Source organism: Verrucomicrobiota bacterium (assembly GCA_039192515.1).
In the GTDB taxonomy this organism is placed as follows: Bacteria; Verrucomicrobiota; Verrucomicrobiia; order Methylacidiphilales; family JBCCWR01; genus JBCCWR01.
Map to the genome: position 1 here is coordinate 39,132 of JBCCXA010000010.1, position 24,625 is coordinate 63,756.

The 24,625-nt window shown below is 42.0% G+C and carries 25 protein-coding genes; 12 read left to right on the forward strand and 13 right to left on the reverse strand.

Going from position 1 to position 24,625, the window contains the following annotated elements; all coding sequences use genetic code 11:
• Positions 1–18: 18 nt before the first annotated feature.
• On the reverse strand, positions 19–402 hold the full coding sequence (locus tag AAGA18_06130; protein ID MEM9444914.1) for a response regulator: 384 nt from the start codon (positions 400–402) through the stop codon (positions 19–21).
• Positions 403–727: 325 nt separating this feature from the next.
• Here AAGA18_06130 and AAGA18_06135 point away from each other — a divergent pair, with 325 nt between their 5' ends.
• From AAGA18_06135 to gyrA, 8 genes are all read left to right on the forward strand, one after another.
• Entirely contained in the window at positions 728–1,750 is a 1,023-nt protein-coding gene (locus tag AAGA18_06135) for a vWA domain-containing protein (protein MEM9444915.1), read from the forward strand.
• A 524-nt stretch (positions 1,751–2,274) separates the two neighbouring features.
• Complete coding sequence (locus AAGA18_06140; GenBank protein MEM9444916.1) at positions 2,275–2,973, forward strand: DUF1080 domain-containing protein; 699 nt, start codon at positions 2,275–2,277, stop codon at positions 2,971–2,973.
• A 48-nt stretch (positions 2,974–3,021) separates the two neighbouring features.
• Complete coding sequence (locus AAGA18_06145) at positions 3,022–4,365, forward strand: glutamate--tRNA ligase family protein (GenBank protein ID MEM9444917.1); 1,344 nt, start codon at positions 3,022–3,024, stop codon at positions 4,363–4,365.
• 1 nt (position 4,366) lies between these two features.
• The gene (locus AAGA18_06150; protein MEM9444918.1) at positions 4,367–4,735 is read left to right on the forward strand and encodes a hypothetical protein; all 369 of its coding nucleotides are present in this window, start codon (positions 4,367–4,369) and stop codon (positions 4,733–4,735) included.
• Positions 4,736–4,746: 11 nt separating this feature from the next.
• Positions 4,747–5,316 (forward strand): CDP-alcohol phosphatidyltransferase family protein, encoded by a 570-nt coding sequence (locus AAGA18_06155; protein MEM9444919.1) that lies wholly within the window; start codon positions 4,747–4,749, stop codon positions 5,314–5,316.
• Positions 5,317–5,367: 51 nt separating this feature from the next.
• Entirely contained in the window at positions 5,368–6,762 is a 1,395-nt protein-coding gene (der, locus tag AAGA18_06160; GenBank protein MEM9444920.1) for a ribosome biogenesis GTPase Der, read from the forward strand.
• A gap of 211 nt (positions 6,763–6,973) precedes the next feature.
• Complete coding sequence (gene gyrB, locus AAGA18_06165) at positions 6,974–9,589, forward strand: DNA topoisomerase (ATP-hydrolyzing) subunit B (protein ID MEM9444921.1); 2,616 nt, start codon at positions 6,974–6,976, stop codon at positions 9,587–9,589.
• A 31-nt stretch (positions 9,590–9,620) separates the two neighbouring features.
• Entirely contained in the window at positions 9,621–12,278 is a 2,658-nt protein-coding gene (gene gyrA / locus AAGA18_06170; GenBank protein ID MEM9444922.1) for a DNA gyrase subunit A, read from the forward strand.
• Here gyrA and AAGA18_06175 read toward each other — a convergent pair.
• The 7 genes from AAGA18_06175 to AAGA18_06205 all read right to left on the reverse strand — a co-directional run bounded on the left by AAGA18_06175 (position 12,275) and on the right by AAGA18_06205 (position 17,156).
• Positions 12,275–12,811, reverse strand: a complete 537-nt coding sequence (locus AAGA18_06175; protein ID MEM9444923.1) for an SET domain-containing protein-lysine N-methyltransferase — start codon at positions 12,809–12,811, stop codon at positions 12,275–12,277. The two genes, gyrA and AAGA18_06175, sit on opposite strands and share 4 nt — an antisense overlap.
• Positions 12,812–12,859: 48 nt before the next feature.
• Positions 12,860–13,579 carry a hypothetical protein gene (locus AAGA18_06180; GenBank protein MEM9444924.1) on the reverse strand — a complete coding sequence of 240 codons (720 nt, stop codon included), beginning with the start codon at positions 13,577–13,579 and terminating at the stop codon, positions 12,860–12,862.
• Between the two features lie 94 nt (positions 13,580–13,673).
• Positions 13,674–14,465: a hypothetical protein gene (locus AAGA18_06185; protein ID MEM9444925.1), complete on the reverse strand. Its 792-nt coding sequence runs from the start codon at positions 14,463–14,465 to the stop codon at positions 13,674–13,676.
• 79 nt (positions 14,466–14,544) lie between these two features.
• Positions 14,545–14,760 (reverse strand): hypothetical protein, encoded by a 216-nt coding sequence (locus AAGA18_06190; protein MEM9444926.1) that lies wholly within the window; start codon positions 14,758–14,760, stop codon positions 14,545–14,547.
• Between the two features lie 39 nt (positions 14,761–14,799).
• Positions 14,800–15,423 carry a TetR/AcrR family transcriptional regulator gene (locus tag AAGA18_06195; protein MEM9444927.1) on the reverse strand — a complete coding sequence of 208 codons (624 nt, stop codon included), beginning with the start codon at positions 15,421–15,423 and terminating at the stop codon, positions 14,800–14,802.
• A gap of 70 nt (positions 15,424–15,493) precedes the next feature.
• Positions 15,494–16,000 (reverse strand): gluconokinase, GntK/IdnK-type, encoded by a 507-nt coding sequence (locus AAGA18_06200; protein MEM9444928.1) that lies wholly within the window; start codon positions 15,998–16,000, stop codon positions 15,494–15,496.
• A 19-nt stretch (positions 16,001–16,019) separates the two neighbouring features.
• The gene (locus tag AAGA18_06205; GenBank protein MEM9444929.1) at positions 16,020–17,156 is read right to left on the reverse strand and encodes a fatty acid desaturase; all 1,137 of its coding nucleotides are present in this window, start codon (positions 17,154–17,156) and stop codon (positions 16,020–16,022) included.
• A gap of 384 nt (positions 17,157–17,540) precedes the next feature.
• Between AAGA18_06205 and AAGA18_06210 the strand changes: the two genes are divergently transcribed.
• A complete protein-coding gene (locus AAGA18_06210) occupies positions 17,541–17,885 on the forward strand; it encodes an RNA-binding protein (protein MEM9444930.1) in 345 nt (114 codons plus the stop codon).
• 65 nt (positions 17,886–17,950) lie between these two features.
• Here AAGA18_06210 and AAGA18_06215 read toward each other — a convergent pair whose 3' ends face one another.
• The 5 genes from AAGA18_06215 to AAGA18_06235 form a co-directional block, all read right to left on the reverse strand.
• The gene (locus AAGA18_06215; protein MEM9444931.1) at positions 17,951–19,042 is read right to left on the reverse strand and encodes a LacI family DNA-binding transcriptional regulator; all 1,092 of its coding nucleotides are present in this window, start codon (positions 19,040–19,042) and stop codon (positions 17,951–17,953) included.
• 94 nt (positions 19,043–19,136) lie between these two features.
• Positions 19,137–20,234: a sugar kinase gene (locus AAGA18_06220; GenBank protein MEM9444932.1), complete on the reverse strand. Its 1,098-nt coding sequence runs from the start codon at positions 20,232–20,234 to the stop codon at positions 19,137–19,139.
• Between the two features lie 32 nt (positions 20,235–20,266).
• Entirely contained in the window at positions 20,267–21,358 is a 1,092-nt protein-coding gene (locus AAGA18_06225; GenBank protein MEM9444933.1) for an Ldh family oxidoreductase, read from the reverse strand.
• Between the two features lie 2 nt (positions 21,359–21,360).
• Entirely contained in the window at positions 21,361–22,317 is a 957-nt protein-coding gene (locus AAGA18_06230; protein MEM9444934.1) for a phosphoglycerate dehydrogenase, read from the reverse strand.
• 183 nt (positions 22,318–22,500) lie between these two features.
• Positions 22,501–23,052, reverse strand: a complete 552-nt coding sequence (locus AAGA18_06235) for an ATP-binding protein (GenBank protein ID MEM9444935.1) — start codon at positions 23,050–23,052, stop codon at positions 22,501–22,503.
• A gap of 8 nt (positions 23,053–23,060) precedes the next feature.
• Between AAGA18_06235 and AAGA18_06240 the strand changes: the two genes are divergently transcribed.
• From AAGA18_06240 to AAGA18_06250, 3 genes are all read left to right on the forward strand, one after another.
• Complete coding sequence (locus AAGA18_06240; GenBank protein ID MEM9444936.1) at positions 23,061–23,624, forward strand: hypothetical protein; 564 nt, start codon at positions 23,061–23,063, stop codon at positions 23,622–23,624.
• Positions 23,578–24,090: an Imm8 family immunity protein gene (locus AAGA18_06245; protein ID MEM9444937.1), complete on the forward strand. Its 513-nt coding sequence runs from the start codon at positions 23,578–23,580 to the stop codon at positions 24,088–24,090. Before AAGA18_06240 ends, AAGA18_06245 begins: the two co-directional genes overlap by 47 nt.
• Before the next feature lie 123 nt (positions 24,091–24,213).
• On the forward strand, positions 24,214–24,549 hold the full coding sequence (locus tag AAGA18_06250; protein ID MEM9444938.1) for a hypothetical protein: 336 nt from the start codon (positions 24,214–24,216) through the stop codon (positions 24,547–24,549).
• Positions 24,550–24,625 lie beyond the last annotated feature (76 nt).

A 24,625-nucleotide genomic window follows, 5' to 3' on the forward strand; every position in this document is an offset into this window, starting at 1 on the left:
ATTAGGTGACCATAAACACTAAGCGGCCATTACTAAACCCATATCCGATACCTTAGCTAATACTAACTTTAATTCCCTATATCCAAAGGGCTTCTGCATAAAATCAATAATTCCAAGACTTTCTTTCTGAAAACAATTTAAATGTAAAGGTGAACCTGACATAATTACTGCAGGAATCGAACAATGTAAGTTTCTTACGCATTCTATAACTTCTAAACCATTTTCTCCTGGCATATGGTAATCCGTTAAGAAGCAATCATACTCTTTATCCGAAATTACCTCTAAAACATCCTGAGCAGAAGCCACGGATGTCGCATCCCAGCCGGTAGCATTTGCCACCACTGCAATAGTCTTTCCCAAAGTTTGATCGTCGTCTAGTATTAATAATTTTTTCCTACTCATATAAACCTCCTTACGGTGAATAATACACTCTGCTAATTTTTAAATTTAAGTCATTAATTCCGTTTATCAATAGGTCAGATGAAATAGATGGGCATTTGATTTCATTTAATTTCTAGAATTTTAACTAGTTAGAGCTCAACCAATTTTATTGAAGCTCAGGATTTGGCACAGCCATATCATCCGTCAAATTAAGATGATTACTTATTAAAGAAAAAATGTGTATGACCGATTGTAATTAAATTAGTAAAACAATTAATTTAAACCTCTATTTTCTCCTTTCAGCGCCATGCAAAATTCATCCCAACACGGTTTATTTAAGAGCCTAATGGACACCCCACTAATCGTTTCAGTGATTGCTCATGTTCTCTTATTCTTAATGGTTGGAACGGTTGTTATTTTCGAAAAACCTATGATCCAGAACCATTTTGAGTTAGGAGAACTAGGCGTTTCCCTCTCACAAGATAAACTCGTTGAAGATGAGCTCCTATTTGAAGAGATAGAAACACTATCGCTTGAAGTGCCAACAGAAATGCAGGAGGTAGATAACCCGACGGTGGGCAGTCCTAATGTATCAGCAATTGCTGATGTCATCACTTCGATGAGCTCAATTAATCTAAGTCACAGAGTCTTTGTTCCAGAAAATACTGCCTTTGCCTTTGATAGTATTGCTAAAGGGATAGGGTATGGTCTAGGCGAAGGTTCTGGCTTAGGAAATGGAGTTGGCAGAGGAGCTGGGAGATTGTCCTCCAAGGTTAGTTTTTTTGGGGTTCAAGCCGAGGGCGTCAATATTCAATTCATCATTGATCTTTCTGCCTCAATGAGGGGGCCAAAAATCGAGCGCCTTAGAAGCGAAATGATAAAAGCAATTTCTAGCTTAGAAAATGGCTCTCAAGTATCCATTATATGTTTTGCTGGCCGCGGTTGGGTCTGGGGAACACCATACCAAACATTCGTAGCCACGAATGAACGCGGATCAAGAATTGTTAGAAAAGATTGGACATCTCCCAAGCCTAAATGGATTCCTATAGATGAATTTTCCCGAGCTGAGCTTTTAAGCCAGGCCAAAGAGATCTCATACTCCAAGACTATATATGGAACTAACTGGACAGAAGCCGTGGATTTAGCAAAGAGGGTCAGCCCAAATCCATCAGCGGTATTTTTTATGACTGACGGTCGACACAATGGTAGTAACCTTTCAGAGTTCAACCATTCTGTTGCCGACTGGTCTGAGAATGGTTTCCCATTCAATATCGTTTTCCTTGGAAATAATTTACCTGAAAGAGGTGAAAAATCTTTAACAGCGGCTGCCAAATCCTCTAACGGTATCTTTAAAATGGTCAGAGATTAAACACCTGCGTGGCTCTCCGGTACAGCAGCTGCCAATGAGTACTTGAAACTCCTCTAATGTTTTCTGTTTCCCTAAAATAATAGACAAAATAATCATCTGGTAAATTTTAAGTAAGGTTCTTTAGCTCAATAGCCTCGTTATCATTTGATCGCGATCCGTAAAGACTTAAACTAATAGTCAACGAACTTGCAGGTCCATGAAAGGGAAAAACCGATAATAATATCCTTCTAACAAGAACCTCGAGAGTCAAGTAGACTCGATATTTCCTAATCTTATGATCTTGGGAGAACTTGAATCTGCTAACTCGCCCCCTGTTCTTCCTAGGCGGTAAAAATCTTTTTTCACTAAAGGAGATCCAGACCTGAAATTTAAGGTTTGGAAATAGGCATAGATAATATTTGCTTGGTGCTGCTTTATTCTTACAGGCAAGTTCACCAACATCAGTAGATAGAAGATTGGAATCAATTCGCTTGATGAACCGCTGCCATTATCTACCGTTGGAAGTAAACTTTATGAAAATACCAATGAAATCATTCACGTTAGCCATATCATTATTCATATTTACTTCTTTTGGCAGTTATGCAGGAGAATCCCTTAACACCCTATCTGAAAAAGAAAAAAATGAAGGATGGAAGCTACTCTTTAATGGAACAGACAAAGACGGTTGGAGAACCTATCAAAAAGAGGTCGCTTCTGAATTGTGGCAAGTCATCGATGGGGCGCTTGTCTTGACTGCCAAGGGAGGCGGAGATCTTATTTATAAAAAGACCTTTAGTGATTTCGAGTTAAAAGTTGAATGGCAAATCACCAAAGATGGTAATAGCGGCATTTTTTGGAGAGCTTCTGAGGATGCTAAAAAGATCTATATGACCTCTCCTGAGTATCAGGTAGTCGATCATTTTGGTGAAAAATTTGGCAATGTCCCAGTTAAAGAAAAAGCTGGTTCTGAATTTGGTCTTTACGATACAGACCCCAAACTAGCTAAACCACCCGGACAATGGAACCAGTCTCGTATTCTTGTAAAAGGAAATGATGTCAAATACTACCTCAATGGAACAAAGACAGTAGAATATACACTCTACTCAGAAGAATGGGAAGAGAAGATCAAAAACACGAAGTTTAGCAAGTGGCCTAAATACGCTCGTAATGCTAAAGGGTTCATCGGCCTGCAGGACCATGGAGATAAAGTGTTATATCGCAACATCAAAATCCGCGAACTCTAGTGAATTTGTTCCTATTTTTGCAGAGATTCATGCCATAATCTGCGACTTATGTCTAAAGTAAGAACTCGTTTTGCGCCTTCACCGACAGGGCTCCTACATGTTGGAGGGGCGAGGACTGCTCTATTCAATTGGCTTTTTGCTAGACATCATAAAGGTTCATTTGTGCTTCGCATCGAAGATACGGACGCTTCTCGTAACACGCCTGAAGCCATCCAAGTTATTTTTCAAAGCCTAGAATGGCTTGGATTAGATTGGGACGAAGGACCAACGCAGGATGGGGCGCCAAGAGGGTCCTTAGGTCCCTACCGCCAAAGCCAGCGTAATGAAATCTATCAAAAATACATCCAACAACTTCTTCAGTCAGGCCATGCTTATGAGGAAGAAAAAGCTGTCCGATTCAAATTACCAAAAGGTAAAATCACTGTTGAAGACTTAATTTGTGGCCCCAGAACTTTTGATCTACACGAGCAGCCCGATATCACAATCCGTAGGCCTGACGGTTCACCTATCTTTCACTTAGTTAATGTAGTTGATGATCTTGAGATGCAAATTACCCATGTGCTGCGTGGAGAAGATCACTTGCAAAACACCCCCAAACACCTTGCTCTCTTTAAAGCACTAGGAGCTAGTCCACCTGCTTATGCCCACATCCCTCTCATATTAAACCCCAATGGATCGAAGATGAGTAAAAGAGATCTAGGCTCGTCAATCGGAGAATATCTCCGAAATGAATTCATTCCAGACGCCATTGTTAATTATCTTTGCCTTCTAGGCTGGTCCCCTAAGGATAATTCTGAAATGTTAACTAGCGATGAAATCATCTCTCGCTTCGATCTCCATCAGATTAATCGAAGTAATGCGCGGTTCGATATGAAGAAATTACATTGGCTCAATGGAGAGTATTGGAAAAAAATGGATCGAAAAATTTATCTAGAGCGCGCCAATCTGTTAATAAAGGAAGCAAAATTAGAGGTCACAGACCCTGGCTACTTACAACAAATTTTATTACTTATCCAAGAACGTATCAAAACTGGTTTTGATTTAGTCGAACAAGTTCGCACTTTAGTTGATGAGCAGTTTAGTTATGACGAAAAAGCTGAAAAGAAAGTGCTCAAAAAAGAAGGGGCTACATCTAGACTTGAGACACTTTTAGAAGCTTTTTCAGTGCTCAAAAATTTTTCAGCTGAAGCACTTGAAGAAGCTCTCTTACAACTAACCGAAAAGCATCAAGAGTCTCCCGGGGCTTACATGCCGTTGTGTCGTTTTTCTGTTTCTGGTCAGAGTGGAGGACCTTCTCTATACCACATGCTTGAAATCATGGGACAAGAACGCACAATAAGTCGCATGCAAAGAACGCTCAAAAGAGTATCCCAAACCAACAGAGAACAATAACATGGATAAAACTGTTCCTATAGACACGTTGTTGGAACAGACCTTTTCTTTTGCTAAGGCTTCTCGGAGTCTAATACTAGATCTGCCACAAACTCCCGCCAATCAAAATGACGGACGACAACTCATAACAACCTCTGGAGCTCTAGCGGCTCACTATATCGAAGCTTCAGAGGAACCCCATCCTGACAAAAGTGCTCTTCTCATGAAAACGTGTATTAAGGACGCCAAACAAAGTCATTTATGGCTTAGCCTCCTTGACTGCGGCAAAGATACCAACCGTCAGGATTTAAGGAATAAATTATTGGAAGAATCTGAAGATATCCAATTGGCACTAGCATCTCTCATTCAAGACAAGGCCTCACAGACTTAGTCAGGGAGGATATGACTATTCCAAACTATATTACCCTCCTTAGAATTCTTCTAATTCCACTCTTTTTAGGAGCTCTTATCTATTACGATCAGTCTTCTGGATTAAATGAGCTCTACCGATTGATAGCCCTTTGGTCTTTTGTGATTGCTTCGATATGTGACGGTCTGGATGGGTTTCTCGCTCGTAAACTACGTCAAGAGAGCCAGCTTGGTGCTCTGCTAGACCCGCTGGCAGACAAGGCTTTAATCCTCTCTGCCATCATTACATTAAGTATTACAAACGTTCCTGAGCTCTATCAACTGCCACTTTGGTTCGCTATTATCATTGTGAGTCGTGACATACTGGTAACTATTGGTTTCGCTATTTTACATCATGTCGTTCGCTACTATAAGGTAAGTCCTCACTGGTCAGGAAAAACATCCACCGTTTTTCTGATGGGAACTATTATTATGATTCTGCTTAAGATTACCTGGCTACCTATCGATCCTTTTGTCTATTGCACCGGAGCGCTCATTCTATACTCTGGTGTAGTTTACATCCTTAGAGGTATACGCTTTGTGCAAGACTCTGGACAAGCATAGCCTCTGCAATTATTATTTTGTCTTTGCCTAGATTCACTTGGATGACTCACTATGAAGCCTATCGTAGCCATTATTGGCCGACCCAACGTCGGCAAGTCAGCACTCTTTAACCGCATCTGCGGAAAAAAGATTGCCTTAGTGTATGATCAACCAGGCGTTACCAGGGACCGTATGAGCACTAACTCTCACTGGAACAACAAAGCTTTTACACTGATGGACACCGGTGGTATAGGCTTAGAGGATGCCAGCGGGTTTGAAGACGCTATTTCAAAAGAAGTAGAAACCGCCCTGTCCTTTGCAACAGATATTCTTTTTGTAGTCGATGGCAGAGAGGGGCTCAACCCTGTTGACCAAGATATTGCCAATAAGCTACGGCGCTTTAAGCAGTCGGTTCTTCTTGTCGTCAATAAAATTGACACAGAAAAGCAAGAAGACTTAGAACACGAATTCCATGCGTTGGGTTTTGATAAGATCTATTCCATCTCAGCAGCTCACGGGCGAGGCATGGATAACCTTATGAGCAGCCTTACCTGTAGCTGGCCTGAAGCAACCCTACAGGAACAAGATGACACCCTACGCATAGCTCTTGTAGGTCGACCCAACGTGGGAAAGTCTTCATTGATCAATGCTGTGCTCAATCAAGATAGGGTTATTGTTTCACCTATAGCAGGCACAACCCGAGACTCTGTAGACGTCTTCCTTACTTACCATGAGCAAAATATTTGTTTTGTTGACACTGCAGGCATGAGACGAAAAACCCGAGTTCACAGCCCACTTGAACAAGCAATGACTGGACGTTCTGCACATTCTATAAACCGTGCCCATATTTGTGCGATAGTGATTGACGCGGTTGAAGGAGTTTCTCAACAAGAGAAGAAAATTGCTGGCCTCATTCATGAAGCAAATAAACCATGTCTTATCATTATTAATAAATGGGACTTAGCCGTAGAATCACTACGCAATCAAGAGGCTGAGGAGGCTTTAAAGGACAAAGATAAACGGAAAGCTATCCCAAGCCTAAAGGAGTTCAAGGCTGACTATGAGCAAGCGGTAATGGGCGAGCTTTTCTTCCTTCCCTATGCACCGATGTTTTTTGTCAGCGCGGTAAATAGAAAAAACATGAATGGCTGGATAAAAGCCTTGTTGAATATCAATAAGCAGCGCTTACTGAACCTACCAACCGGCGAATTAAATCGACTGGTGAAGCGCCTGACTGAAACTCACCCACCCCCAAGAAATAAAGGAAGAAATCGGAGCTTAAAAATATTCTATGCCAGCCAACTCAAAGGTGAACACTCGACGCCAAGTATAGCCCTTTTTGTAAACCATCCCGAAGATCTATCAAATAACTACCTGCGCTACATTGAGGGCCAAATTCGAAAGACCTATCCATTAGTAGGCTGCCCTATCAAATGGGAAGTTCGCGGACGCCGCAAAGAAGATTAGGCCACCTGCCTTACTGCCCCAAGCAATCGATAGCAAGTCTCCAGATTGCCTAATTTTTCTTGAATTTAGTCCTATCAAAGTCACTTTGGTAAGGAAACTTTTTATTTTTATTTTCGACCTCCATAACCCACTCATAATAAACAACTTATAAAACAAAAACTTTTATAAAAAGATTTGCCAGCAATGCCATTTTTTGGGAACCTTTACCCTTATGTCTGAAGACCCCGGCCAACAAAATATATCGCAAGATAACCCTTCCGAAATACCCCATAAACCCAGCAAAATAGAGACTACCTATGACGCCTCAAAACTCGGCCAATTGAAAGGTCTTGAAGCTGTACGCAAAAAACCAGGGATGTATATAGGTGGCACTGACGAGCGAGCATTGCATCACTGTGTCTCAGAAGTTTTAGACAATTCCATAGATGAACATCTTGCAGGATTTGGCAACCGCATAGAAGTGACCGTTCGCGTAGATGGCTCCATATCTATACGCGACTACGGCCGAGGTATCCCCGTTGATATTAACTCTGACAGTGGTCTACCGGGTGTTGAACTGGTACTCACTACTTTGCACTCAGGAGGTAAATACGGACAAGGTGGATATAAATTTACAGGTGGAACTCATGGAGTCGGCGCCAAGTGTGTAAATGCTGTTTCTGATTGGTTCGAAGTAGAAGTCTCTCGAGACGGTCATATTCATCATATGGAATTTGAGAAAGGTAAAACAGTTAAAAAATTAGAGGTCATAGGTAAAGCCAAAGAAACTGGAACACTCATTACTTTTCTACCTGACCCTGAAATCTTCACCGATACCACTGTTTTCAAAGCAGACATCATCGCCAAAAGACTTCGTGAGCTCGCATTTCTAAACAGCGGTTTAGAAATGGTCTTTTTAGATGAGCGTGAACCTGAAAATAAACCTGAAAAGTATCTCTACGTAAACGGAGTCGAAGAATTTGTTTTGCATCTTAATGAGACTAAATCCCCCGTTCATCCCAAGCCTATTGTCATTCGCAGGGAACAGCAAATAGACGTGTCCGATAAGAGCTTTGAAATCCATTTAGAGGCCGTATTACAGTATAACGAATCTTACAACGACCAACTTTTCTGCTACACTAACACCATTCACAATCCTGATGGTGGGACACACTTAATTGGTTTCCGAACAGCCCTCACTCGCTCGATTAACCAACACGCCAAAACTAATAATCTTCTCAAAGAGAAAGACCCTCCTATATCTGGAGATGATGTTCGAGAAGGACTGACCGCTGTGATCTCTATCAAACACAGTGATCCGAAATTTGAATCTCAGACTAAAGTCAAACTTCTTTCCCCTGAAGTAGAAGGTGTTGTCTCCTCGGCTGTTTATGAAGGCCTTATGATGTTTTTCGACGCTACACCCGCTATGGCTAAAAAAATCATCGAGAAAGGCTTAAATGCTGCTCGCGCTCGCGAGGCTGCTCGCAAAGCACGTGAAGCCGTTCGCAAAACTGCTCTTTCCGGTGGGGGTCTTCCAGGCAAGCTAGCCGACTGCTCAAGCCGAGATCCCTCTAAGACTGAGCTCTATATCGTAGAGGGTGACTCGGCTGGAGGTTCCGCTAAGCAGGGGCGTGACAGGAGATTCCAAGCTATCCTACCTCTTCGCGGTAAGCTGATTAATGTTGAAAAAGCTCGCCTCGATAAAATCCTACAAAACAAAGAAATCCGCACCATGATAACTGCTGTAGGCACTGGCATTGGTGACGGAGAGGGTGACGGCGCATTCAATCTGGAACGCTTACGCTACCATAAAATCATTATTATGACCGATGCCGATGTTGATGGCTCACACATTCGAACTCTCTTGCTGACTTTCTTTTACCGTCAAATGCCTCAACTGATCAAAGAAGGCTACGTTTACATCGCCCAACCTCCTCTCTATCAACTCACTCGCAAAAAGCGCCAAGAGTATATCCAAGATGACACCAAAATGAACCGCATCCTTATCCAACTTGGTTCCGAAGACACACGACTCCGTGATCTAAAAGAAGGTAAAGATTTTTCACAAGAGCAGCTTATTGAGATCCTTGCTCTACTAGAGAAACTAAATAAATATGCTAGCAGCATTAGCCGTCATGGCGGAGATTTTGAGGAATATCTCGAAGCTCGTAAGCCTAACGAAGAAGGAGCTCTCATCCTACCTAAACATCTTGTAAGAGTGAGATCTGGAAACGAAGAAACTGTCCACTACCTCCATAGTGATGATCAGTTAGCCGCTTTCAGCACAAGCAACCCTGATCTGCAGCTTGGAGACCTGTCGCACGACATATCACCAAACAACGGTGAAACTGAAAGTGACGAAGAAGTAATCACCACACAAACCGGCACCGTCAAAAGAATTCCTAAGATGCCACATCGCAGAGCTATACATGTCACACTTACAGAATCTAAGGCAATCGCTAATTTGCTACAAGAACTGCGTCAAAAAGGAATGGATGTGGAGCACTATTCTCCTCAGGATAAAGCTCTTTATGCGCTTGTGGATGGCGAGGGAGATGAAGCCAAGGAAACACATCTCTATTCCGTTTCTGAGATTCTCGAAAGCATCCTTGCTAATGGAAGAAAAGGCATCCAAATCAAACGCTTTAAAGGACTTGGTGAAATGAATGCCAAGGAACTTTTTAACACCACCATGAACCCCGAAAAACGTCAACTCCTCAAGGTAGATTTAACAGATGCCATTGAAGCGGAAGAAATGTTTACCACTCTGATGGGTGACGATGTAGAACCTCGGCGTCAATTCATCCAAGACAACGCCCTGAATGTTCGCAACCTAGACGTTTAAGACCTTATAACTTTCCGACACTTTAATAACCATGGCAGACGAAAAACAACCCCCATCAGATAAACCATCAGAAGAATCTTTCTTATCAGCCCAGAACATATCGAACATCAATGTTGCTGATGAAATCAAGAACTCGTTTCTTGATTACTCCATGTCCGTCATCATTTCTCGCGCTCTGCCTGATGCGCGCGATGGGCTCAAGCCTTCACAGCGCCGCATTCTCTATGCCATGCATGAGCTAAGCCTCTACCCGCCAAAGAAGCACATGAAATGCGCTAAGATCGCAGGCGACACTTCAGGAAATTATCACCCGCACGGTGAGGCTGTGATCTATCCAACACTCGTCAACATGGCTCAAAACTGGTCTATGCGAGATCCTTTGATCCATCCTCAGGGAAACTTTGGCTCCATAGAAGGTGACCCCCCTGCAGCCATGCGTTACACCGAAGCTCGTTTATCTCACCTCGGTGGAACCCTGATGAACGACATGGACAAAGATACTGTGGATTTTGTTCCCAATTATGACGAGCGCCTCACAGAACCAAGCGTTTTTCCAGCCTCGTTTCCTAATCTCCTTGTAAATGGAGGAACCGGTATAGCAGTAGGTATGGCTACTAATATACCACCACATAATCTAGGCGAGGTCATTGATGGAATATGTGCTCAGATTGATCATTCAAATATTACTATCCCTGAGCTGATGCAATATATTAAAGGTCCTGATTTTCCTACAGGGGCAAGCATCCTAGGCGTTAGAGGTATTAATGAGTATTTCCATACCGGCAGAGGATCTGTCCGAGTTCGTGCTAAACTTCATACTGAAGAACATACTGGCGGTAAAGAGGTTATCATTGTTGACGAAATCCCTTACAATGTAAACCGAGCCACCTTAGTAAGCCGCATTGCAGAGCTAGTTAATGAAAAAGTTCTTACAGACATTTCTGCTATTCGCGATGAATCAGATGAAAATACTCGCGTAGTCATTGAACTAAAGAGATCTGCCGTTCCCAAAGTAATTATTAACAACCTTTACAAACTCACAGCACTGGAGAGTTCCTTTAGTGCTAACATACTGGCCATCGACCAGAAGCGCCCGAAAATTCTCAACCTTAAAGAGATTATCAACTGCTATATCGAACACCGTCGTGAAGTCATTATTAGACGCACAAGATTCGAATTAGGAAAAGCGGAAAAGCGCGCCGAAACCTTAGAAGGCTACCTGATTGCTCTAGGTAACTTAGATGAATTTATTCGTGTCATCCGAGAATCATCTAATAGAGAAGAAGCTAAGAATAAACTCTTGGCCTATGAATACAGTCGCGAAGTTGCAGAGCAATTTGGAATCACCATCCGCAATGAATCACGCCTCGATAATAGCCAATACAAAATTTCAGAACAACAAGTAGATGCTATCCTAGAGCTGCGACTTTACCAGCTCACAGGCCTCGAAATTGGCAAAGTCAAAGACGAGTATGCCAAGCTCCTAGAGCGTATTGCGGATCTTCAAGATATTCTGGCACGTGAAGAACGCGTCCTACAGATTATCAAAGATGAGCTCAATGCTATTAAGGAGAAACATGCAACCCCTCGACTTACCGAAATTATTCCCGATGAAGGGGAAATGAATATTGAGGACTTGATTGTTAATGAAGGAGTGATTATTACACTCACTCATGGTGGTATGATCAAGCGCACCAATATCACCGAATACCGTGCTCAACGACGTGGTGGCAAAGGAGTCATTGGCCTAAAGACTCAGAGCTCCTCTGCTGACGAAGAAAACATCGACTTTGTTGAACACCTCTTCACAGCAAGCATGCATGACTATCTTATGTTCTTCACGAACATCGGGCGTGTCTATGTTGAACGAGTCTACAGCATCCCTGAAGGCACTAGAGTTTCTAAAGGGCGTAATATCGCTAACGTCCTTGAATTACAGCCGAATGAAAAAGTAGTCGAGATCATGCGACTGGAATCAAAAATCGACGAAGAGGGTAAAGATGTTACTCTGCGTGATGACAACAAATTCGTTTTCTTTGCCACTCAACAAGGCACTGTCAAAAAAACCGCGCTTTCCGCTTTTGCAAACGTCCGAAAGGGAGGCATTCATGCCATTAAGATTGACGAGAACGACGTGCTCATTGACTGCAAACTCACCAACGGAACCAACGAGCTTGTACTAATAAGTGCCAAAGGCCTCTCCTTAAGATTTTCTGAAGATAATGTGCGCCCCATGGGAAGAACCGCGGCGGGTGTAAGAGGTATTAATTTAACATCAGGAGATAAAGTGGTAGCTCTAGCGCTTGTCTCTGACGAAGCGACTCTCCTAGTAGCCGCGGAAAACGGTATTGGGAAACGCAGTTCCTTCGAGGAATATCGTAAACAAGGAAGAGGTGGTAAAGGAATTATCACTATGAAAACCAATGACAAGACAGGACTTGTCATTGGAGCCCTAACTGTCAAAGAGACAGATGAAATCATGCTTATTACGACCCAAGGTCAAATGGTCAGAACAGCTATTAAGGATATCCGCGAAGCAGGCCGCGCCACAATGGGCGTCAAACTAGTCACTACCGACTCCAATGACTCTTTACAAGCCATTGCCCGCGTTATTGAGCGCGAAGATGACTCTGAAGTAGAGGAAGATTCAGAGACCATAAACCCATCCGAGGTGACTGGAAAAGATTAACCCTTTTGCTTCGATTTTTTATTATCTTTCTCAACGAATTTTTTAAGCTTTTTCCACTGGGATTTCTTAACGATATAGCCTACACAATTCTCCGTGCCACAGTGGCATGGATGCTCCTGGTAGTGCTCAATATCATAGCCATAATTATATCCTAGCTCTTGCCCTGTTTTAATTCGTTTTGTAGCATGCACCCAAATTTCACCATCTACATTGTAAGCTTTGCAATTCGGTTCACAGGTGTGATTGATATATTTGCCTGGATTATGTGGTACGTTCCCATCTAAATCATAACGCTTATTTAAATCAAATATATAGACAGCACCCTCATCAGTCCCTTTACTACGCTCCATTTGAGCAATGGCTCGTTCGTATGACTCTTTCTTGGTAATTTTACGACCTGTATACTGAATAATGGGTTGCCCCTTTTTGATATCTTCTTTTGCAAACACCCCTGTTCCATGAATAGGGGATTTTCGAACCTCAATACAAGAAGGAACTTCTATCTTCTTTGGATATTTATTCTTTTTGCCCATGCTTGGCAAACTCTAGCTATGAGGCACAAACTGCAAAGCTAAAATAAATTAGTCAGGTATTTCATATCCAGCAGGTGGCTTACTAAACCAAGTCATCCAATGCTTAATATATTTTTCAGGAATTCGAATTACCTGAGTTGGTGACTTATTAAATTGATACTGGGCTAGACCATCTGCCGTTCTGTAGGCAACAGGAAGGCCCGTTTTTTTTGAAATCCAACCTTCGTAAAGCTCAATATCAGATTCCTTAATAAACTTTTTATCATCTGCAATGGTATAGTAATGGCACTCCTGCTCGAACGCTTCCACCACGCCCTTGTAATGCTTTTTCTCAAAAGGCCAAAAACCTGGATAACCTTCCCACACGTTATAATGACCGCGATTACCACGAGTCATTCTGATTCTATCTGGATTATCACTACGTGAGTAGAGACGCATACCATGAATCAAGTAGCTCTCCTCTATATAGCCTTTTGTATAGGTAATCATGCACTTTGCTGTGTGTTCAGTTATCGAATACTCGAATACTACTGGTCGGTTGACTAATGTTTTAGGTTCAGCACTTTCTTCTTCTACAAAGAGTCTATCTCCATCTGTTTCACCTTCACCATCCTCTTCGGATACAGTGACTTTCCAGCTAGCAAATTCTCCTGGTATAGGAAGTGATGATTCAAGATCCTTCTTCTTTTCCTGAGCTTGAACCATAACCGTTGAGCCTAACAAATAGGCAAAGGCAACAATTCGATGTAACGTTACTGATCTGTTCATTGTATGATGTTTGGATTATAAAATCGCTTTTACAAATTACCAGTTTTTTGGGTTAAGCGACAAAAAAATCTAGAACACATAATAAGACCGGACCTTAGGGCTTTTGAAAGAATTCTCTAGTAAGGCCCGTGTTAAAAGTGATATTTTTGGAAATCTCATCCACCCATAGATCATTGTAAGGCTCAGCATTCCAGTTGGACTGAGTGTATTTGCGTCTGGCAGGAAGCTTAATTCCGTCAACTGCTTCATATTCCACCATCATTAGCAAAGGATCTTTTTTACCGAAATCCATGACAGTGAATAGAAACTGATCAATCAATTTTGTTTTCCGATTGATGTAGACTAGATAGATATCTTTGGCGTCTCCAACACCTTCTTCGAAAGTAATCTTTACCTTATCGTATTGGATGCCATTAACAACTCCCTCACCTTCGTACAAATAGATAAGTCCAGGGTCAAGAAGCTTGAACATCATGGCAAACCAGTAATAGTTCGTCTTCCGTGTGAACTCTGCCATTTTGACCACTTTTGGGTCATTTATAAGCTTACCATCAAGCGTCACATAAGTATTGATGCCATCAAAAACTTGTATTACTTCGCCTTCTTTCCCAGGAATTACGAATTTTTCATATTTATGGTATTTGCCCCAGGACAGTTCTCCGTCAAATAGATATTTTTCTTCTGAGATATTTTCTAAACCGCTTTTGTTATCTCTATATATATAAGTATAACTAACATCCTTTTTTGCATAAAAAGCGCTTTTACCTCCCATGGCTGCAATAGAATCTGCAATCAATGATTTAGGATCTTTGGTCCAAGCCATATAACTTGGGCTTAAAAAGAAAATTAGCCCAAACAAAATAAGATGATGTATTTGATATTTCATGCGTTTGTTTTTATACTAAAACTGGCTTATGAGGGGATTTTAAATTTAAGGTAAAGATCTTGTTTTATAGCGCGAAGATTCAATAACGATCACTGCCCAAAAAACCAATCAACCTATTAAGCAATGTTTGACTAGAGTAATTTCTAACTGCTCCTTTACTTGCGAAGTCATCACTATGCTGATTTTCAATGTTTTCTAACCACCTAAAGGGTGATTGCTCCCATTCGACATTTCCATTTTCAGAAAGTCTTACAGGAGAATCAAAATCTAAAGCTATTTTATACTCTTCCTTCATGATAAAGATGAATATAGGATACTAGACTAAATAGTCAAATTAGGAAGTAGATTTCTCTAGTTTCAGCGAGTTAAAAGCCCCCACAAGTTTGAAAACATCTTCTGAGAATCCCCTCAGGATCTCAGGGTCATTCAGAATCCTTGCCTGGGTTAGAGCCCCTTCAAAGTAAGCGAATATGTTCCTCGCACGCTCATGAGGATCATCGATCTCAATTAACCCCTCACTTTTAGCATCACGAATTGCGCTAGTTAAATAGCAAATATAACGGTTGATGAGTTCTTCAACCTTTTGCCTCAATTCTGGCTCTTGAGTAGAAACTTCAGAGCCTAAAGTAAACATAGGACAACCTAGGACATTGCCCTTTTCTTTCTTGCATTCTACTTGTGTTTGATAAGTCTTGATAAAAAAATTCTCTAAGCGTTCCAAAGGTGGCACTGTGGGTGAAAATAGGGCATCCATTGCCTCACGCTTGCATTCCCAGTTATGCTCTAAAGCTGCAGCAGCTAGTTCGCCTTTTGATTTGAAGAAGTAATAGAAGCTACCTTTTTTCACCTTTGCCCGCTCGCAAATAGCATCAACTGTAGCGCTCCCATAGTTCTGCTCTAAAATCAGATCCATGACTGCCGTTAACAATCTTAGCTTAGCATCACTAGTTCTACCCATACCTATATTATAGTTGACTAATTAGTCTAAACAAACTTTTTTTAACGCTCTTCTTGTATTATTTGCAATCTTATCTGTTCTTATCAGAAGCAACTTGAGCGAGCACTTCGGTCAGCAAACGCTCCGTATTCTGGGTAATATCCAATACCAGTGCATTGCATGGCTCCTCTAGCTCCTTAAACTGGCTTTCTAGAAGTGCCACCGGCATGAAGTGATTAGGTCGAGTATTTATTCTATCGCGAACTAATTCTTTGTCCCCTTTAAGAAAGATGATCCAACATTTACCTATTAAACCTTCCAATAAAGTGCCCCGGTGCTTCTCTCTTAGGGCTGAACAGGCGAGAACGGCTGACCCCTGCATCGCCTTTTGTCTTAAAAGAAGATTTAGTTTGTGAAGCCACGGTTGACGATCTTGATCCCCCAAAGCAATGCCTTGAGACATCTTGGCTATACTAGTATCAAGATGGTAATCATCAGCATCATAGAACGAAACTTGGAGCTTACTCGCTAAAGCTCTTCCAAATGTGGTTTTGCCACTACCTGAAACCCCCATAACAAGAAAAATAGGATAGGTCACGAGCTTAGCAGCAGTAGTCTTAAGCGGCTGAAAGACGGCACGAATAAAGCACCTCTAAGTGATCAAGCGCTTTTTGAATATCGTGGCGCCACTCATCCACCTTCTTACGAGATAATTTTACTTTATCAGAAACAGCTCTCTCAAGCTCAGTATAATGAATGGAAAACTCATCAGAGGCTTTGGATAAATAATCAACGGATTTTTTTAGTTGTTCCGAGGCAGTATGTGCCCAATCCGCTTTAGCCATTGCCACTTCCAGACCATGATCAATTTTTAATTTAGTTTCTTGGATCTCAGCCATTAAAATTCGAGCGTCAGAAACACGACGCAACCCCGACGCCATTCCAACTTTAGCCAAAAGCCAGATAGCCCATTTGGTGGGATCCCATTGCCAAGATTTAACTCCATTTCTGTAGTCATGTTGAAACTCATGGTGAAAATTGTGGTAGCCTTCACCAAAGGTTAGTAGTGCCATGATCCAACTGTCTCTTGCACTATGCTTTGAAGAATAGGGCTGTGAACCGAAATAGTGGCAAGCAGAATTAATAAAAAAAGTGCAATGCTGCACGATAACCGTCCTTAAAATTCCAGCTATCAGGAAACCGCCGAGCGCACCCATCCATGTTCCGTAATACAATCCGGCGATTATTGCAGGTAACACAAACCCAACTAGCACGGCAATCACATGCACATACTTATGTTGCCAAACAAGTAAAGGGTCCTTACGAAGGTCATAAACATTATCCATTGGAGGTTTAGGCCGTAGTTTAAACAACATCCAACCCATGTGTGCATACCAAAAGCCGTTGTTGATATTGTAAGGGTCCTCATCATGGTCTACGTGCTTGTGGTGTCTTCTATGATCAGAAGTCCAGTCAATTACTGAGTTCTCCCAAGCAGCAGCCCCAAATAAGGTTACAAATAGCTTTACTGGGAACTTGGCCTTAAAAGCCAAATGTGAAAATAGCCTATGATATCCAAGAGTAATGCTCATGGCTGTCGCAGTAATATAAAACAGCAATAAGCCCAGCATAAACAGATCTATACCTTGAAAGTATACATACACCGGCACAGCAGTCAGGGCTAATATGAGAGTGCCAAATAAAAAAATAGTTGTTGGCCAAATGACCCTATCAAACGGAATATATTTAAACATTTACTTAATTTACCTCGAATAATTTAGTGAAGTGGGAAGCTTAACCTGTTTTCTATTACAGATCAAATTTACCTAATCATATCTAGCAAAGAACATTTAATAGGAGTAAAAGAAGCACATTACCATTTAAAAATGATAAATCTTTCAATTCACTACCCGACAATCCTTTTTAAACAAACTCGTTTTATTATTGTCGACCATCAATAAAAAGTCTTAATATAAGGTTCAGAAAATAAAAAAGAGGTCTAAATCGATTTGACTAGGTGCCATTATTCATTGTGCAAGCTTGGGTAAGCTTGCCGCCTCGGATTATCAAAGAAGTTGCCTAAATAACAATTAAACCTTCTTCATATGAAGACCTCTACCCCAAAGGAATCTATCTAAATGTCTAACAGTAAACTCTATGTTGGAAACATGGCTTACAGCATAACCGAAAATGATATTGAAGAAGCTTTTTCTCAATATGGCACAGTCGAAGAAATTAAAATGGTGCATGATCGCGATACCGGGAAATTCCGCGGCTTTGCATTCGTTCAATTAAACGACCCTGCAGCCGCAAAGGCGGCTATCGAAGCACTTGATGGCCAAGACTTTCAAGGACGAAAACTCGTTGTTAATGAAGCACGCCCGCAAGAGAATCGTGGTGGTGGCGGCGGCGGGCGCCAATTCCGTGGCGGTGGTGGTGGACACCATCGTGGTGGCGGCGGCGGGCGCAAACCGCGCTACTAGTTTTCCACCTTCAAGCTATTTCACACTAGCTAACTTGCATGATCCAGTCATGACATATCCTGTACTCATGACTGGATAGATCTTGGGGCTGAAGTTGATTGACGAATAACCAGCTCAGGCTGAATCAATGTCCGGGAGTTTTCGTTAAGTAATTTTTTGGAAAGCGGCCTGGATGATTTTTTCTCAATCTGATCAACAAGTCTCTCCACCACGGCCTGCATCAACACTTCTTCTTTAGGTGTGCATGTAGTCAGGGCTGGGATACAAAACCGAGCTTCCTTGAGATCATCAAAGCCAACTATAGAAACGTCCCGCGGTATTTTTATACCTACATCATATAAGTGCTTGATTGCACCCTGTGCGATTTGATCATTCATTGTCACGATAGCGGTAGGCCTGGGTTTTAGTGCCATAAACTCATTAGCCTGATCATAACCATATTGTTGATCAAGGTGAACTGATTTGCGGGTTTCGAAAATATGAATATCCTTACCAATTTCCAATCGCCTATCCTTGGCGAATGCTCTTATACCCTTGATGCGGACAGCCCCATAAGCAACCCGTTCATCTATACCAAAGGTAACAAAACTTCTGTGCCCTTGCTCATAGAGATGCTCGAAAACCGTTTGCATCAAACCACTTCTATCGCTTGAAACTTCCTGAAAGGGCAATGCAAATCTAGGATCAATGGCCACCACCGGCATTCTAGATTCAGATAGCTTCTTAATGATAGAACTTCCCTTGCGTGAAAGAGACCCGGCTAAGACAATCCCATCCACTTTAAAAACCATAAAGTTCTGCAGAACTTGCTGCTCCTGTAGCGCATCCACATTAGCCAACTCAATTAGAACTTGATAGCCGAATGAATGGAGTATCTTTTGTAGCACCCACGTTTTCCTAGCCAACATCGGCGTTTCAAATTCTTGAAAGCATACGCCGATAATGCCGGTTCGAGCACCCCTTAGACCTAATGCAAAAGGGTTGCGAGAAAAACCTAGCTCTCGAATTGCTTGATCGACGCGTTCACGTGTCTTGCTATTTACTGAAGCATGTCCATTGATAGCTCTGGACACTGTCCACCTGGATAGCCCTAGATAATCTGCCAACTCCTGTGTCGAGTGGACACTAGCACACGCTTTTCCTTTCATATTCTTCATCGGCCTAATAAGGCAATTGTCCAAAGTCGCCCTATTATATCCTAAGCTTGCTTAAGCAACTTTAGTAAAAGTAGAGTTGTAATGAGTCTCGCACTTAACGAACGACCCGGGCAGATCCACCCGCCATCAGCTTTTCCACTTCTTTGAGCGTAACCATGGAAGTATCACCTGGTGTAGTCATTGCCAAAGCTCCATGGGCTGCACCATAATTGATTGCTTTAGAAGCATCATTATGGGTTAGGAAGCCATAAATTAAACCCGAAGCAAAGCTGTCTCCACCTCCCACTCGATCCAAAATCTCCAATTCAGCTCTGTGAATAGCCTCATAGAAAGTTCCACCATGCCAGCAAATAGCTCCCCAATCATTTACCGTAGCAGTCTTCACTGTTCGCAAAGTCGTTGCAGTTGCTTGAAAATTAGGAAAAGTAGAAACAGCTTTTTCTATCATCGCCTTAAACTTCTCTACATTGATTTGCGAAATGTTTTCATCAAGTCCTTCCACCTCGAAGCCTAGACAAGCCGTAAAGTCCTCTTCATTACCTATCATCACATCAACATACTGAGCAATTTCTCGATTAATTTCCTGAGCCTTCTTTTGTCCTCCTATTGAATCCCAAAGAGATGGGCGATAATTCAAATCGTAAGATACAATGGTGCCGTATTTTTGCGCTACTTCCACAGCTTCAATAACAACTCCTGGTGTTGTTTCAGAAAGCGCTGCATAGATACCTCCTGTATGAAACCACCGAACCCCTGCTTTGCCAAAGATTTCCTCCCAATCTATATCTCCCTTCTTTAGTTGCGAAGCTGCGGTGTAACCTCGATCAGGAACTCCTACCGCGCCGCGTATACCAAAGCCACGTTCCGTAAAATTCAAACCATTTCGAATAGTTCTCCCAATACCATCATAGGGATACCATTTAATTAAGTCGGTGCAAACTCCACCCTGCATAATCAAGTCTTCAATCAAATGCCCTACTTCATTATCAGCGAAGGCTGTTACAACGCCTGTTTTGAGACCAAAACATTTACGCAATCCGCGAGCAACATTATATTCGCCTCCACCTTCCCAAGCGCGAAATTCTCTAGCAGTTCGCACCCGTCCTTCTCCTGGATCAAGGCGAAGCATGATTTCTCCCAAAGAAACTAGATCAAATTTACATTCTGATGATTCTTTTATTTTTATAGCCATGTATTGTATTCGGTTTAGTGGTCTCTTTACTCTTAAATTTCCACGGATTTAAATTTTGCCATATCCCATGGTGTTTGCTGACAATCCTCCGCGATATGAGCAAATTCAGTAAGCTCAGCCTCTGTAAATAGAAGCCCTTCATGTTTAGCAGATAGCTGCGCAGCCTCAGCTTCAATCTGACCAGGAAGCAAACATTTTTCGTTACCCTGCCCAAGAATATCATTTAGTATTGCTCGCACATTCTCTGACTGGTTAAGCCCGCGCACATAGTCATGTGAATTAATTGCTTCGGGATGAATCACTTGGAAGAAAAAGGTGGAACCACTTTTACTCTCGCTTGTGGAAGCCACTCCACGTTGGGAAGGCAAACAACCTCCAGTGTAAGCAGAATATAGCTCGTCGACTAACCCAAGGCCATAGCCTTTATGCATACCGAACGGCAGCAGAGCTACAGCTTCATCAGGTTCAATAGTGGGATGACCATTCCTATCTACAGCACTATTCGGGGGAAGCTTTTTACTCTCTCTCTTAAATTGCTGCACCCTTCCCATAGCGACGGTAGAGGTAGCCCAGTCTACGACTATTGGGAAACCTACGGCATCTTGCGTGGGAAAAGCCCAGGAGTGAGGATTTGTTCCCATAGTTGGCCTCTTTCCGCCATAAGGAACAACTTCACTAGTTGCCGAAGTGCAGTTGGTATAAGCAATATATCCCTTCAAGGCCGCATCAATCACATAGCCACCTCCCCATAAATAATGTGTTGCATTCTCTACAGAGACGATACCAACTCCATATTGATCAGCTAGCTTGATACAAGTATCCATAGCCTTGTAAGCGACTGCAGGTCCAAGTTTTTTTTGAGAATCCCAAACTTCTGAGGCAAGGAACTTATTATCAATTTTCTTTATTTCTGCACCCGGCATCCATTTACCTGCTTTCGATCCAAACAGTTCATCTAGGTGAAGGGCTTTAATGGCATGGTGCGTTCGAATACCATAGTAAGCGGCGGTTGAACAAAACCTTGCTCCATCTGCGGCTTCATCACTTGTATAACCTCGGTGAATATAAGCTGCTTCTACAAGCTTATTATGCACCTCCTCCGGAACGACATAATAGGTCATCATTTTTAAAAAGAATTAGCCTGCGCTAGAGGTTCCCTTCCTTCTAGCACTGCTATCAAATTTTTTACTGCCATAGTTGCTTGCCGCTCGACGCTCTCCATGGTCCTGGACCCAATGTGAGGAGTAATTACAGCATTTTCCACTTTTAAAAGTGGATGATCTGTCGGAGGTGGCTCCGCATCTAAGACATCTGCGCCATAGCCTAGAAGCTTTCCCGAGTTGAGGGCCTCCACCATCGCACTTGTTTCCACTATTTCACCACGCGCACAATTAAGCACGACCGAGCCATCTTTGAAGAGTTTAAGCCTATTTGAATTGATCATACCACGCGTCTCCTCTGTAAGCTTTGTATGAATACTCAAAATATCAGAGCGCTTGATTAATTCATCTATGCTTCCCATTTTTTCAATTCCTTGTTTTTGTGTAAATTCTTCGGGCCAATACGCACCAAAACCCAAGACTTTCATACCAAACGCTTTGGCTCGAATTGCCACTTCCCTTCCTATGCGTCCAAGACCTACTAAACCCATGGTTTTCCCCATCACCTCATGGCCAGTCATACGCTTCCATCTGCCTTCACTTACATAATTCGCTTCTGTTACAATTTTCCGGTAAACCGCAAAAAGTAACCCGAAGGTGTGTTCCGCTACAGTCGTATGATTAACACCTGGACAAAAGGTAACTGGCACCTTCAAGTCTGTGGCCGCATCCACATCAACTTTATCAAGACCTATGCCGTACTTGGAAATCAACTTAATTTTAGGGAGACTTTTTTCCAGAACACTGCGAGTAATAGCATCATCACCACAGAGAAACGCATCATAGTCCCCTGCAAGTTCTAACATTTTTTCCTCCGACAAAGGCCCCCGTTCTCGGTGAATCTCATATCCTTTAGATTCTAATAATTCGTGATGGGGACCAGGAGTATCTTGAAAAGATGTCGTAGTTAATAAAATTTTCATCTCTATCTAAACCCTTCTTGATTCAACTTCTATGAGATCACCCGAGTTCAATACATCTCAAGCACCCCTTAGTCGCTTAGGTGGAATAGAACAAACCTCACAATCACACACCTGTTAGATTTTTCTTTAAAGTGCCATAGGTGTTGAAAGCTGTAAAGGATTTAATAGATTCCCCGCAAGGGTTCAGGCGCTCATTTCAGCATGAGAAAGCTCAAGCTCCTTGCTAATAGTAAATTTGATAATAGTCCCCTGGCCTACCTTGCTCTGAGCAACCCATACTCTACCTTGGTGCTGTTTTACCAGCGTCTCAACAATCGCCAAACCCGCACCAGAACCTTTTATTTTGTTATTATTATGAGCCTTTTTGAATAGAGCAAAGACCTTTTGCTGCATCTCAGGCTCTATACCTATACCATTATCTATCACAGAAAAGAGATAATATTTTAAATCATCTTCATATTTAATAAGAATTTGAGGCCTATCTTTATCACAATACTTAATAGCATTCGCTATGAGGTTTTGAAACAAGATGAGAATAGAAGTCTCATGACATGTGATATGAGGTATTTCCTGCACCTCAATCACGGCACCAGAGTCTTTGATTTGCTTTTCTAATAGTGTTTTAGCTTCGGCAATAAGTCCTGAAAGATCGCAATTGGAAAAGACAATATCCCTACGAGCTCTTCGAGATAGGGTGAGAAGATATATACGCACCGAAAGATTTCCAGGACGCATCTACTTTTTTGCGAACTTTAACTACCTCCGAGCAAAAGAAAAAAATAGAACAGGAGGTGGATGAACTAATCCAAGAATCATCCAAGCCAGCGGAAGCCGCCAATACTAAAAGAACTGATCTCAAGAGAGATATCTATCTAGCTGAAGACTTAGCGATGCGAGAGATTGAACAAGAATTTGAAGTTAAAACGAATAGACAGGTTGCGTTCGGCTCCATGGATGCAGGTATCGACGGCATGTTTGCCAAGAACGGAAAAGGTTATGGAATCGAAGTGAAATTTGTCTGTAATACCCTCTCCAGAAATGTTATCAATCAGGCTGCAGGAATAGGAAATCAGCTATTTGAAAGGTATGGATGGAAGAACTTTGATATGATTATCGCAGTTGTCCTCGACAATCAGAATCCAGTAGAGGTCCAAAAGCAGAGGAACCAAATACAGGAACTAGTTAATGAAAAAGGTGATGGCTATCATTGTCGAGTTTACGAGTATGGCGAGCTTCTCAAAAAATGCGGCATCGATAAAAATGGATATAGATCTTTCAAAGTCTATAGAAGAATTAGAAGGAGATGATTGGGGTCCACCTGATTTTGATTCTCATGTTGTTAGCACGTGCCATGAGTTACGTAAAAAGCCAATCAAAGATTTTGAGATAGAAGAACTGCGATTCATGATATTACAGAACGTAGGATCTGAATATTTAGCTCCATTAGCTTGCGTAGACCACGACCCTATAGACCAGTGGGCACCCGTGCATGATTATTTAGTCTACTATAGCTTATGCCTACACATCGGACCAGAGAACGAAGAAGGAGCAGATTTGTTTTATGTAGATATTGCGACTCCACAGGCCATAAAACACTTTCAGTTGGGCAAAACCGTTTCGGATAAAAGCATTATTTTGAATCCCTATTCATGGCCGGAGGTATTAACCAGAGTAAAGAGAATGATTAATCATGTTTCGGGCGTGTCCTGGCAGCAAGTGGCAGAGGAATTAGACAAAAGTTTTAGTTGGGAATTTAGTGGTTATCCGTCATAAAGATACAGAACAAGCCAGTTGAGCTAATCTGCAAAACGCGTTGCGTTTTTTGATTAGCTTTTAGATCGCCTCCTACCCTATAATATTTAAAACACCGTGAGCAGTTAGCTCACTTCTAACGATATGAATACAGAAGAGGAAGATCAGTCAGCACATGTAGCCGGCTTCATCACGTTTTCCGGATCAATTCCAGAATTGAGAGCGATGATCCGTGATGCTGGTCTCACACCTTCGAAGGCAGATTCGCACCATATTCACATTGAAGAGTTTTCTCACGTCATGCTGAGAGAGTACTCGAAGTTTGAGTATATGATCGAAGCAGATGCAGATACACCAGATGAGATGGTTGAAGATATGAAGAGATTCTCTTCAGCGCTATCTGCTGAAAGAATTGGATACAACTATGAAATCTATGATTCTTCAAATGAGCTAGTTTGCCAGAAGGAGGAGAAGTTTTGAATCATATCAAGGCAGAGCTCACAATGGCTACTCATCGCTTCGCTCTTCGCAGCCACGTGAGTCTTTGACGTTAACC